Source organism: Nitratireductor aquimarinus (assembly GCF_017255295.1).
Taxonomy (GTDB): domain Bacteria; phylum Pseudomonadota; class Alphaproteobacteria; order Rhizobiales; family Rhizobiaceae; genus Nitratireductor; species Nitratireductor aquimarinus.
In genome coordinates, this window is sequence record NZ_JAFKDE010000003.1 from 533,202 (window position 1) to 545,918 (window position 12,717).

The 12,717-nt window shown below is 62.9% G+C and carries 11 protein-coding genes; 5 read left to right on the forward strand and 6 right to left on the reverse strand.

Features of this window, described 5'->3' with window-relative positions:
- Positions 1–63: 63 nt before the first annotated feature.
- Together alaS and recA are read right to left on the reverse strand one after the other, a co-directional pair.
- Complete coding sequence (gene alaS, locus JYP46_RS07245; RefSeq protein WP_206547699.1) at positions 64–2,724, reverse strand: alanine--tRNA ligase; 2,661 nt, start codon at positions 2,722–2,724, stop codon at positions 64–66.
- A gap of 206 nt (positions 2,725–2,930) precedes the next feature.
- Positions 2,931–4,010, reverse strand: coding sequence for a recombinase RecA (recA, locus tag JYP46_RS07250; RefSeq protein ID WP_113154997.1), 1,080 nt, complete (start codon positions 4,008–4,010; stop codon positions 2,931–2,933).
- A 235-nt stretch (positions 4,011–4,245) separates the two neighbouring features.
- On the opposite strand from recA, the gene JYP46_RS07255 reads away from it, so the two are divergent.
- Together JYP46_RS07255 and JYP46_RS07260 are read left to right on the forward strand one after the other, a co-directional pair.
- Positions 4,246–5,196: a carbohydrate kinase family protein gene (locus tag JYP46_RS07255; RefSeq protein WP_206547700.1), complete on the forward strand. Its 951-nt coding sequence runs from the start codon at positions 4,246–4,248 to the stop codon at positions 5,194–5,196.
- A gap of 13 nt (positions 5,197–5,209) precedes the next feature.
- Positions 5,210–6,127: a pseudouridine-5'-phosphate glycosidase gene (locus JYP46_RS07260; protein ID WP_113154996.1), complete on the forward strand. Its 918-nt coding sequence runs from the start codon at positions 5,210–5,212 to the stop codon at positions 6,125–6,127.
- A gap of 86 nt (positions 6,128–6,213) precedes the next feature.
- On the opposite strand, the gene JYP46_RS07265 is transcribed toward JYP46_RS07260, so the two are convergent.
- The 3 genes from JYP46_RS07265 to JYP46_RS07275 form a co-directional block, all read right to left on the reverse strand.
- Complete coding sequence (locus JYP46_RS07265) at positions 6,214–6,873, reverse strand: YiaD family glycine zipper/OmpA-like lipoprotein (RefSeq protein ID WP_113154995.1); 660 nt, start codon at positions 6,871–6,873, stop codon at positions 6,214–6,216.
- Between the two features lie 162 nt (positions 6,874–7,035).
- Complete coding sequence (locus tag JYP46_RS07270; protein WP_222473948.1) at positions 7,036–8,043, reverse strand: GGDEF domain-containing protein; 1,008 nt, start codon at positions 8,041–8,043, stop codon at positions 7,036–7,038.
- Positions 8,044–8,233: 190 nt separating this feature from the next.
- Complete coding sequence (locus tag JYP46_RS07275) at positions 8,234–9,064, reverse strand: aldo/keto reductase (protein ID WP_206547702.1); 831 nt, start codon at positions 9,062–9,064, stop codon at positions 8,234–8,236.
- Positions 9,065–9,151: 87 nt separating this feature from the next.
- Here JYP46_RS07275 and JYP46_RS07280 point away from each other — a divergent pair, with 87 nt between their 5' ends.
- Positions 9,152–10,150, forward strand: a complete 999-nt coding sequence (locus JYP46_RS07280) for a heparan-alpha-glucosaminide N-acetyltransferase (protein WP_206547703.1) — start codon at positions 9,152–9,154, stop codon at positions 10,148–10,150.
- Positions 10,137–10,613, forward strand: coding sequence for a methyltransferase family protein (locus tag JYP46_RS07285; RefSeq protein ID WP_206545471.1), 477 nt, complete (start codon positions 10,137–10,139; stop codon positions 10,611–10,613). The genes JYP46_RS07280 and JYP46_RS07285 overlap by 14 nt, the downstream gene beginning before the upstream one ends.
- A gap of 13 nt (positions 10,614–10,626) precedes the next feature.
- On the opposite strand, the gene JYP46_RS07290 is transcribed toward JYP46_RS07285, so the two are convergent.
- Positions 10,627–11,013: a MerR family transcriptional regulator gene (locus JYP46_RS07290; protein WP_113154990.1), complete on the reverse strand. Its 387-nt coding sequence runs from the start codon at positions 11,011–11,013 to the stop codon at positions 10,627–10,629.
- Positions 11,014–11,523: 510 nt separating this feature from the next.
- Here JYP46_RS07290 and JYP46_RS07295 point away from each other — a divergent pair.
- Complete coding sequence (locus JYP46_RS07295) at positions 11,524–12,708, forward strand: MFS transporter (RefSeq protein ID WP_206547734.1); 1,185 nt, start codon at positions 11,524–11,526, stop codon at positions 12,706–12,708.
- Positions 12,709–12,717 lie beyond the last annotated feature (9 nt).

Genomic DNA, 12,717 nt, shown 5'->3' on the forward strand with positions numbered 1-12,717 from the left:
CGCCGCGCATCCGGTGGGACGCGCGGCGCTTGATGTTCGTGCAATTTCAGAGATGGCGGCCAGTCAGCCTTCCATCGCCGCCTTGACTGCAGCAATGGCTTCGGCGGCTTTCGAGCCATCGGGACCACCGGCCTGCGCCATGTCGGGGCGACCGCCGCCGCCCTTGCCGCCAATGGCGGCGGACGCAACGCGCACGAGATCGACAGCGCTGAAGCGCTCGACCAGATCCTTGGTGACGCCCACCACGACGCTGGCCTTGCCTTCATCCGACGTGCCGACGAACACGGTGACGCCGGACCCCAGCGACGCCTTGCCATCATCGGCAAGCGGCTTCAGATCCTTGGGCGAAATGCCATCGACCACGCGGCCCATGAAGCCGACGCCGGCAACGGTCTCCGCGCCGCCATCCGATGCCGATCCACCGCCGCCAAGGGCGAGTTTGCGCCGGGCTTCGCTGAGCTCGCGCTCCAGCTTGCGGCGCTCTTCAAGAACGGCTTCCAGACGGGCGGGCACATCGGCGGGCGCGACCTTCAGCGCACCGGCGGCGCGCTTCAGCTGCTGCTCCTGCTCGCCCAGATAATGGCGGGCAGCTTCGCCCGTGAGCGCCTCGAGACGGCGAACGCCGGCAGCGACCGCGCCTTCAGAGACGATGCGGATCAGGCCGATATCGCCGGTCGCCGTCACATGGGTGCCGCCGCACAGTTCAAGCGAATAGGTCTTACCTTCCTTCTCGCCATCCTGCGCGGTGCCCATGGAAACGACGCGAACCTCGTCGCCATATTTCTCGCCGAACAGCGCCATTGCACCGGCCTCGATGGCGTCATCGACGGCCATGAGGTGCGTTTCGACTGGCGCGTTCTGCAGAACGATGCGGTTTGCAATGTCTTCCACGCGGGCGAGCTCTGCCTCGGTGATGGGCTTGGGATGCGAGAAGTCGAAGCGCAGGCGCTCCGGCGCGACCAGCGAGCCCTTCTGCGCCACATGGGAGCCCAGAACCTCGCGCAGCGCCTCGTGCAGGAGATGCGTTGCCGAATGGTTGGCCCGCACGCGGCGGCGGCGGACGTGATCCACTTTCAGCGCGACGACGTCGCCAATCTTGACCTGACCAGCCTCAACGCGGCCTACGTGAACCAGCAGGCCGTCGCCCTTCTTCTGGGTGTCGGCAATGGCGATGGTGAAGCCCTCACCCGCAATCACGCCGGTGTCGCCCACCTGGCCGCCGGACTCGCCATAAAACGGCGTCTGGTTGGTAACGACGATCACCTCGTCGCCATCGCTGGCGTGCTCGACCATCGCGCCATCGCGCACGAGAGCCGAAACCACGCCCTCGGCCTCTTCGGTTTCATAGCCGAGGAAGTCGCTGCCACCGGTCTTGTCCTTGACGGCGAACCAGACGGCCTCGGTGGCGGCCTCGCCGGAACCGGCCCAGTTGGCCCGCGCCTCGGCCTTCTGACGCTCCATCGCGTCATTGAAGCCGGTGAGGTCCACATGGATGCCGCGCTGGCGCAGCGCATCCTGCGTCAGATCGAGCGGGAAGCCATAGGTGTCATAGAGTTTGAAGGCGGTCTCGCCATCGAGCCGGTCGCCCTCGCCCATGTCGCTTGTGGCGTCGGAGAGCAGCGTGAGGCCGCGCGCCAGCGTCTTGCGGAAACGGGTTTCCTCAAGCTTGAGCGTTTCTGTGATGAGCGGCTCGCCGCGCACCAGCTCGGGATAGGCGCGGCCCATCTCGCGCACCAGCGCCGGCACGAGACGCCACATGAGCGGCTCCTTCGACCCGAGAAGCTGGGCGTGGCGCATGGCGCGGCGCATGATGCGGCGCAGCACATAGCCGCGCCCTTCATTGGACGGCAGGACGCCATCGGCAATGAGGAAGCTTGCGGCGCGCAGATGGTCGGCGATGACCTTGTGGCTCGCATGCTGCGCGCCCTGCGCCTTGACGCCGGTGGCCTCTTCGGAAGCGTGGATGAGCGCGCGGAACAGGTCGATGTCGTAATTGTCATGCACGCCCTGCAGAACGGCTGCGACGCGCTCAAGCCCCATGCCCGTGTCGATGGAGGGACGCGGCAGGTTGACCCGCTCTTCCGGCGTCAGCTGCTCGAACTGCATGAAGACGAGATTCCAGATCTCGATGAATCGGTCGCCATCCTCATCCGGGCTTCCGGGCGGACCGCCGGGAATGTCCTCGCCGTGATCGTAGAAAATTTCCGAGCACGGACCGCACGGGCCGGTATCGCCCATGGCCCAGAAATTGTCGTTGGTGGCGATGCGGATGATGCGCTCATCCGGCAGGCCGGCGATCTTCTTCCAGAACTCGGCGGCCTCGTCATCCGTATGGTAGACGGTGACCAGAAGGCGCTTGGCGTCGAGGCCGAATTCCTTGGTGACCAGGTTCCAGGCCAATTCGATGGCGCGGTCCTTGAAATAGTCGCCGAAGGAGAAATTGCCCATCATCTCGAAGAAGGTGTGATGGCGGGCCGTGTAGCCGACATTGTCGAGATCGTTGTGCTTGCCGCCGGCGCGCACGCATTTCTGCGCCGTTACCGCGCGATCATAGGGCCGCGTTTCCAGACCGGTGAACACGTTCTTGAACGGCACCATGCCCGCATTGGTGAACATGAGGGTGGGATCGTTGCGCGGCACGAGCGGGCCGGAGGCCACGATCTCATGACCGTTTTTCTTGAAATAGTCGAGAAAGGTCGACCGGATGTCGTTGACGCCACTCATGTTTCAGCCTTTGCGAGAAGCCCGTCCAAGGGTGCGGGGAATAGAAGTCCGCCTTTTAACGCCAGCACCGGGACGTGTCCAGAAATCCCGTGCGCCAGCGCACATCATGCGGGCTTTACACAAAAAAACACCGCCGGCGAGCGGCGGTGTCTTGTCTTTCACGGTCAGCCAACGGTCACATCCGACAGTCGGCGTCACTCAAATGATCAATCGTCAGCGCCATCCTGGTCGCCGGGGCCACCATCCTCGAGGAATTTTTCGGCGATGAGACCGGCATTCTGGCGCAGCGCCAGCTCGATCTCCTGCGCCGCCTCGGGATTGTCGCGCAGGAACTGCTTGGCGTTTTCACGCCCCTGCCCCAGACGCTGGGAATTGTACGAGAACCATGCGCCCGACTTCTCGACAATCCCGGCCTTCACGCCAAGGTCGACCAGCTCGCCGGTCTTCGACACGCCCTCGCCATACATGATGTCGAACTCGACCTGCTTGAAGGGCGGAGCCATCTTGTTCTTCACCACCTTGATGCGGGTCTGGTTGCCGACCACTTCGTCACGGTCCTTGACGGAGCCGATGCGGCGAATGTCGAGACGGACCGAGGAGTAGAATTTCAGCGCGTTACCGCCCGTCGTCGTCTCGGGCGAGCCGAACATCACACCGATCTTCATGCGGATCTGGTTGATGAAGATGACCATGGTCTTGGAGCGCGAAATGGAAGCGGTGAGCTTCCGGAGCGCCTGGCTCATCAGACGGGCCTGCATGCCTGGCAGGGAATCGCCCATCTCGCCTTCGATTTCGGCCCGCGGCGTCAGCGCGGCGACCGAGTCGACCACGATCACGTCGAGCGCGCCGGAGCGCACCAGCGTGTCACAGATCTCAAGCGCCTGCTCGCCCGTGTCGGGCTGCGAAATGAGAAGGTTTTCCAGATCGACGCCCAGTTTGCGGGCATAAACCGGATCGAGCGCATGCTCGGCGTCGATGAAGCCGCAAATGCCGCCCTTCTTCTGCGCCTCGGCCACCGTGTGCAGCGCGAGTGTCGTCTTACCGGAGCTTTCCGGGCCATAAATCTCGATAATACGGCCGCGCGGCAGACCGCCCACGCCCAGAGCAATATCGAGGCCCAGAGACCCGGTGGAGATGGTCTCGATCTCGACCACCTGATCGTTGGCGCCGAGCCGCATGATCGAGCCCTTGCCGAAGGACCGTTCAATCTGCGATAGCGCCGCGTCCAGAGCCTTGGTTTTGTCCACCGAATTATCCTCTACAAGCCGCAATGAATTCTGAGCCATGATACAACACCCCTTCGAGGTCAATGGAGGCGGTTCCGCCAAATCCGCGATGATTATCTGTACCTCTTTTGTTCTATTTTTGCAATAGGCACCAAAATATTGAAAAACATAGACAAACCAGATTTGTTCTATTTTTGTACGCGCAACGACATGCCGGACAGCCTCTCTGCCGCTCAGGAAGGCCGTGGCGGCGAAGGGGATTGCGGGGGTGCATTTCGATTCGCGGGAGAGCGCCATGAACGCGGATAAAGCCCCTCGCCTGCTGGCCATTGGCGGCGCGCATCCAGACCGGCGCGGACGCCTTAATGCGCCGCACATTCCCGCCACATCCAACCCCGGACGGATGAGCGAAGAAGTGGGCGGCGGCATATTCAATGCGGCGCGCATCGCCAGCCGACGCGGCGCTGCGGTGTCGCTCATGTCTCTGCGCGGCGGCGATGCAGCCGGCAGCGCCGTGGCGCGCGCCATCGAGGATGCGGGCTTTGAGGACCTCTCCGCCACGTTTCTCGACCGCGCGACGCCCAGCTATACGGCGATCCTCGACCATGATGGCGAGCTGATCACCGGGTTCGCGGACATGGCGCTTTACGATACGGCCTTTCCCAAACAGATGCGCCGCTCGAAGGCGCGGCATGCCGCCGAACAGGCCGATGCGATCCTGTGCGACGCCAACATGCCTGAAGATGCGGTGGCCAGACTTGCGGAGATCCGCGCCGGCGCGCCGCTCTACGCCATCGCGGTCTCGCCTGCAAAGGCGGGGCGGCTGACCGCCAGTTTTCCGCAGATCGCCGTTCTCTTCATGAATGTGCGCGAGGCGCGCAGCCTTGCAGGCGTCGATGACGAGGCCGCCCTTCCCCGCGCCATCGAGGCGCTGCGCGCGCTTGGCCTTAGCGCCGGCGTGATCACCGGGGGTGGCGGATCGGTCATGATTTTCACCCCCGAAGGGCTGTGGCAGATAACGCCGCCGCGCATCGAGGAGATCGTGGACGTGACCGGTGCCGGCGATGCGCTGACCGGCGCGACGCTGACGGCGCTGATGCGCGGAACGCCCTTGCCGCAGGCCGTGCGCGAGGGCGTCGCGGCCTCCGGACTTGTGATCGCCAGCGCCTCGGCAGCGCCGGAATTCGACGATACCGCCTTCCTTGCGGCGCTTGAGCGGGTGCCCGCGCCGCAACCAGTTTCATAAAGGAGCCTCCCCCGTGCAGTCCAAGAACATTATCGACATCCACGCGCCCGTCGCCGAAGCCCTTGCCGCCGGCAAGCCGGTGGTGGCCCTGGAAAGCACCATCATCACCCATGGCATGCCCTGGCCGCGCAACAATGAGATGGCGAGCGACGTGGAGGCTCTGATCCGCGAAGAAGGTGCTGTTCCCGCCACCATCGCCGTGATCGACGGGCGGCTGAAGGTCGGCCTTTCCGACCATGAGCGCGAGGCGCTGGCGCAGGCCAAGGATCCGATGAAGCTGTCGCGCGCCGACCTCGCCTTCGCCATTGCCGAAGGCAAGAGCGGCGGCACCACGGTGGCCGCGACCATGATTGCCGCACAGATGGCCGGCATCCCGGTTTTCGCCACCGGCGGCATTGGCGGCGTTCACAAGGGCGCGGAGACGAGCTTCGACATTTCCGCCGATCTGGACGAGCTGGCGCAGACGCCGGTGATCGTCGTTTCGGCTGGCCCCAAGGCCATTCTCGACACGGAAAAGACGCTCGAGGTTCTGGAAACGCGCGGCGTGCCGGTCGTGGCCTATGGCACCGACACGATGCCGGCTTTCTGGTCGCGCCAGTCGCCCTACACCGCGCCGCTGCGGCTCGACACGGCCGAGGCGATTGCCCGTTTCCAGGCGACGCGCAGGGCGCTTGGCATCGACGGCGGCATGCTGATTGCCAACCCGGTTCCGGCGGATGAGGAAATCGCTGCCGACGTGATGGCCGGATACATCGCCACCGCCCAGAAGGAGGCGACCGAAAAGGGCATCTCGGGCAAGGATGTGACGCCGTTCCTGCTGGCCCGCATTCTGGAGCTGACCGATGGCGCAAGCCTCACCACCAACATTGCGCTGGTGAAGAACAATGCCCGCCTTGCCGCGCGGATCGCTGCCGCCATCGCCGCCGGCTGACCGCGCGACCTTATAACGGACACGAAAAAAGCCGCCGGCGATGCGCCGGCGGCTTTTCTTTTTGCGTATGACCGCTGTGTGCTCGATCAGGCGCCGGTGAGCGGCGACAGACGGATTTCCACGCGACGGTTCTGTGCGCGGCCTTCCGGCGTTGCGTTGGACGCAATCGGCTGGCTCTCGCCACGACCGATGACCGCGAAGCGCTGGCTGGCCGCGCCCTGCGAGATCAGGTAGCTGGCAACTGAGCTGGCGCGACGCTGCGACAGGTCCATGTTGTAGCTCGGGCTGCCGGTGGAATCGGTGAAGCCGAACACGTCGACGAGGGTGCGGTTGTACTTGTTGAGCACCAGCGCCACCGAATTCAGCGTGGAGTAGAACGCCGGCTGGATGGTCGACGAATCGGTTGCGAAGGTGATGTTCGACGGCATGTTGAGGATGATGTAGTCGCCCTGACGGGTGACGCTCACGCCCGTGCCCTGAAGCTGGCCGCGAAGCTGCGCTTCCTGCTGGTCCATATAGGAGCCAATGGCGCCGCCGGCGAGCGCACCGATGCCGGCGCCGATCAGCGCGTTGCGGCGGTCATCGCCACCAGCCAGAAGTCCAATGCCCGCACCCGCCAGCGCGCCGAGCCCTGCGCCGCCGGCCGTGTTGGAGATCTTCTGCTGACCGGTATACGGGTCTGTGCTGGTCACGCAGCCGGCGGCAAAGCCCGCCACGAGCGCAACAGCGATGGATTTCTTCAACATGGTCAGTATCCTCACTTGAATGGAAAGCAGCGACATGAATCGCGCGCAAATCGCCCCTTGCCTCTCCGTTTAGCACAGATCGGTTGGAATTCGACGTCTTACCCGTCAAAGTGTAGGCAAAATTTAACAAAATGCGTGCGGCGGAATGCCCGGACTTAACCCTCAGTCCTGCCTGTAGAGAAGCCAGTTCTTCGTGAACTTCCCCTTGGGGATACGCGAGAAGAGCGTTGCCCGGTTTCGACCATCGACTTTCGACGCGTAGAGCGCCTGATCGGCCTTTGCGTAGAGTTCTTCTGCATCGCCGGCGTCTGCCGCCATGCACACGCCGAGCGAGATGTGAATGGGGCCGTAATTGCGAACGCCGGCCCCGATGACGAACTCCGCCTTTTCCACGGCAAGGCGTATGGCTTCTGCAACCTTCATGGTCGCTTCTTCCGATAACCCCTCGACAATAATGGCGAATTCCTCGCCGCCGGTGCGCGCAACGAAGCAGTCGGCTGTCGACTGTGTCTTGAGGATCTGCGCAACGCCCTGAAGGATCCGGTCGCCCACCGGGTGACCATAGTGATCGTTGAACGCCTTGAAGCCATCAATGTCTGCAAGGATCAGCGCGTGGAACATGACCGAGCGCTGGTCGTCATAGACATCCGCCATGCGCTTGTCGAAGGCGCGCCGGTTCCAGATTCTGGTCAGCGGATCGGTGTCGGCGAGCTTCTTGTACTGGGCGAGCTTGGTGCGCATCTCTTCCAGCTCGTTGGACTTCTCCTCCATCGCCTGGCTGATCTGCCGCCCCTGCTGGATCGTGGTCTCGGTGGCGGCCGCCATGATGCCGACGATCTTGCGCAGAATGTCGTGGGAGAGATCGCGCCCGCTCAGGCCATTCGAGGTCTGATCGAGAATGACGCCGAATTTTTCCAGCGAACTGCGCTCGCGCCCCAGAAGCGAGAGAATGTCCTGCGCACGGGCTGCGATCTGCTCCTGTGCGCTCTCGACAACGGCCTGTCGCTTGTTCTGGGTGAAATATTTCAGGGAAAGCTTGTCCAGCGCTTCCTGCGTGGGACGGCCGTTCAGCGCCTCGAACTCGCGCACGAGATCGCGGTTGGAGCCGGTGAACACCTCATAGAAAATCTCGTAGTTGCGCGGCAGACCGCTAACCCCCATGCGACGCATGGAACTTGCGATCGTGCTGGCAATATCGGTGGGCCCCTTTCCCGGGACGTCTGACACCTGCAACATACGCCGTCCACCTTCCCCCAAAGGCATGTTGTCTCTCGCCGCGCGGACGCGTGACCGACGACAACCGCAAGTAAACTATTCAAGACCAGCTAACGCAGGGTTAACCCGTTGCGCAAGGCCGTATTCAGGCCATATCCCAGACCGGTGAGAAGTCATAATCGCATATGCGATACCCGCGTTTACGCAGTGCGGAAACGGCAACCATTTCTTCACCGCTCAACGCGAAGTCGAAAATGTCTGCATTCTCGATCAGGCGATCCGGATTGGTGGTGCGGGGAATGGCTACGACGCCTTCCTGCTGGACATGCCAGCGAAGCACGATCTGCGCCGGGGTCTTGCCATGACGCGCGGCTGCATCGGCAATTGCAGGCTGTGCGAAAAGATCGCCACCACGCGACAGCGGACAATAGGAGACCATGGCCATGCCAGCCGCGCGGCATGCCTGATACACCTTCTCCTGGTCGAGATAGGGGTGATACTCCACCTGATTGGCCACCAGCGGCGCATCCGACAGGCGCACGGCTTCGGCAAGAAGCGCGGTCGGGAAATTGGAAACGCCGATATGGCGGGCAAGCCCGCTCTCACGCACACGGTTGAGCGCCGCAATGCTTTCGGACAGAGCGACATCCGGGTTCGGCCAGTGAATGAGCAAGAGGTCGACATGGTCGAGACCGAGCCGCGCACAGCTCTCTTCTGCAGACCGTTCGAGGTCGCCAGCGCCGATATTGGTCCACCAGACCTTGGTGGTAACGAAGATTTCGTCGCGCGCGAGCCCCGATGCGCGCAGGCCGGCGCCCACGGCTTCTTCGTTTTCATAAGCCGCTGCGGTGTCGATGTGCCGGTATCCGGACTTCAGCGCATGGGTGACGAGATCGGCGCAGGCCTGCCCCTTCAAGGTCCAGGTTCCCATTCCCAGAGCAGGAATGGACGCGCCGTTTGCTTCAACCATGTGCATAGAAAACCTCTCCGTCTTTCGGCCACTTTTAGCGCCGACTAATATAAGCACAACACATAACAGTCATTTTCCAGGGGCGGAGCATATATGCGGCATCGGGCGGCAGGGAAGACGCGCATCGAAGCCATCGACATTGCACGCGGTGTCGCCCTCTTCGCCATGGCGGTCTACCATTTCGGGTGGGACCTCGAATTCTTCGGCTATATGGAGCCGGGTACCACCGTGACCGGCGGCTGGAAGCTTTTTGCGCGCAGCATCGCCACATCGTTCATCTTTCTGGTCGGCGTGGGTCTTTTTCTCGCCCATGAGAAGGGGATTCGCTGGAGGAGTTTCGCAAAGCGGCTTTTGATGATCGTCAGTGCGGCGGCTGCCATTTCGCTTGCCACATGGTTCGCCTTCCCCTCGGGCTTCATCTTCTTCGGCATTCTCCATCACATCGCGCTTGCGAGCCTGCTCGGCCTGGCGTTTCTGCGCTTTCCGGCATGGAGCCTTCTTGTTCTGGCAGCACTTGTGGCGGCGGCACCCCATTTCCTGCGCTCGGCTTTTTTCGACACGCCGGCGCTTTGGTGGGTTGGCCTTTCGACGTTCCGCCCGCCCTCCAATGATTATGTGCCACTGTTCCCATGGTTTGCGGCCACGCTCGCCGGGATCGCGGCGGCGCGCATCGCCCGTGACAGCGGTTTCCTCAGCTGGCTCTCGCTGATGAAGCCGGCGCGCTGGCATACGCCATTCACCTTTGCGGGCCGGCACAGCCTCGCCTTCTATCTGCTGCATCAGCCGGTGCTGATCGGCTGCGTATGGGTGCTGGTGCAGATCTGGCCGCCGGCAGTGGAGCCCGCCGAGATCCGCTTCACCAAGGCCTGTGCGAGCCAGTGCCTTGAGAGCCGCGACGAGGCTTTCTGCACCGCATATTGCGCCTGCTTTACCGATACGCTGAAGGTGGAAGGCCGGCTGGATGCGCTGATGACATCAACGCCGGGAATGGAAACGCAAAGCCGCTTGAGTGAAATCGCTGCCGAATGCACTATGACCGCTGAAACGGGGAGCGATTTTACGGAGCGGGACACTTCGAATGAACGACCATGAACAGCGACCGGCGCGCTTTCCCTGGCCACCGGTGATTTATCTCTCGGCCATCGTGATCGCGGCGGTGCTTGGCATTTTCTATCCCCTGCCGTGGATCGGGCCGCCGCTTTCCGATCTTCTGTTCGCCATCGGCTGGCTGCTGATCGCAGGCTTCGTGTTCATCGACCTGCAGGCCATGCGCACGCTGCACAGGGCGGGCACGGCGATCCTGCCGACGCGCGGCGCAGACACGCTGGTGACGAGCGGCCCCTTCTCGTTCAGCCGCAACCCGATCTATCTCGGCAATTCCATGCTGACAGCGGGCATCGGGCTTGTGGCGGGCAATGCGTGGTTTTTCGCGAGCCTCATCGTCGCCTGCTTCCTGACGCAGAAACTGGCCATCGAGCCCGAGGAAAAGCATCTCGGCCTGCGGTTCGGCAAGAAATACCGGGATTATCAGAAGCGGGTGCGCCGCTGGTTCTGAGGCGGGTTGGGCGTCAGGTGTTGACGCCGAGCTCGGCAAGGCGCTCCACGCAGGACTCTTCCGCGCGGCTTAACTCATCGAGCGTGTCTTCCAGATCACGGCGCTTCTGGCGCAGATCCTGCTGCTTTTCCGAAATGCGCGCCAGCATGAGCTTGAGCTGGCCAATCTCGCCGGGCGGCGCCTTGTAGACATCGATGATCTCGCGGATTTCGGCGATGGAAAAACCGATGCTGCGCCCGCGCAGGATCTGGCGCACCAGATGCCGGTCGGACGGGCGGTAAAGACGGGTGCGCCCACGACGCACGGGCTTGATCAGCCCTTCATCCTCATAGAAGCGAAGCGTTCTGGTGGATATGCCGAACTCACGCGTCAGCTCGGTGATGGAATAATAGTCGCGCATGGCTTTTCGCCCTTTGCTTCCGGCCCCCTGCCCGGTCGTTCATCAACCGGCGCCCCCAGGAATATGCCGCGATTTATCGTGTTCGACAGAAAGCCGATCACACCGGACCGGTTCACCATCAAGACCCGCCATCCATTTCGGTCGATTCCCTTAAAGCATGCAGCGGGCGCGTAAACTGCCACGGCCCTTACGTAAAAGTCAATTTTTCGTTGTGCACCATTACTCTTTAGACAGGAGAGACACTTGTGCTGTCGTGCTCCAGGCTTTGTGCTGGCGGGACATACGGCCCGTATGCCATGGCGGGGCGCGCGGGCATGGACAGGCATGACAGGGCGACTGGCCCTACGGTGGCGCATCGCCACGCGCTATGAGAATAACTGTTCAGGATCGAGCCTGTTTCGGCAGGCGCGCATGAACGCCTCTCACGAGCAAGGATGACAAGACGTGCATTTGCGCAGCTTCTACAGCGCCGGCGACAACGCGATCGACGGACCCTATGCCTGGTTCCGGATGACGATCGCGATCCTGATCGGCACCTTCGGCACTGTGGGGCTCTGGGCCTTTGTCGTGGTTCTGCCGCCCATTCAGGCGGAGTTCGGCGTTGACCGCGCGGCGGCATCCCTGCCCTATACAAGCGCGATGGTCGGATTTGCGCTGGGCAATGTGCTTCTTGGGCGCTTTGCCGACCGGACCGGCGTGGCGATGCCGGTGGCGATTGCCGGTGCGGCGCTGGGCGCAGGCTTCATCCTCTCCAGTTTCACGACCGCGCTCTGGCAGTTTGTCATCCTTCAGGTTCTGATCGGACTGGGCGGCGCGGCCTGTTTCGGGCCGCTTCTGGCGGACATTTCGCACTGGTTCGAAAAGCGCCGCGGCATCGCGGTGGCGGCTGTGGCCTGCGGCAATTACCTGTCCGGTGTCCTGTGGCCGACCGTCATCAAGCTTGCGCTGGAACACACGAGCTGGCGCGTGACCTTTCTGGGCATCGGCATTTTCTGCATTGTCAGCATCGTGCCGCTGGCGCTCCTGATGCGCGCAAAGCCTGTCGTGCAGGAGGCGGATGAAATGCCGGGCGCACAGGCGCGGCGGCCGGGCGGACGACGCCCCATCGACCTGTCGCCCCGCGCGCTTCAGAGCCTGCTCGTTTTGGCCGGTCTCGGCTGCTGTGTCGCCATGTCGATGCCACAGGTGCACATCGTCGCCTACTGCATCGATCTGGGCTACGACATTGCGCGTGGCGCGGAAATGCTGTCGCTGATGCTGGGCGCGGGCATTGCAAGCCGCCTGATCTCCGGCGTGCTCGCAGACAAAATCGGCGGCGTGCCGACACTGTTGCTCGGCTCCGTGCTACAGGGCCTTTCGCTGCTTCTCTACATTCCGTTCAACGGGCTCGCTTCGCTCTACATGGTGTCGTTCATTTTCGGCCTGTCGCAGGGCGGCATCATTCCGAGCTACGCGATCATCGTGCGCGAATATCTGCCGGCGCGCGAAGCGGGCCAGCGCATGGGCGTGGTGATCATGGCGACCATTATCGGCATGGCGCTGGGCGGCTGGATGTCGGGCTGGATCTACGATCTGACCGGCTCCTACCAGGCGGCGTTCCTCAACGGGATCGCATGGAACCTGGGCAATGTGGCCATCGCGTTTTTCATTCTCTATCGCGCGCGCCGCTCGGCCATGGCAGCCGTTCCGGCCTGAGCAATACCG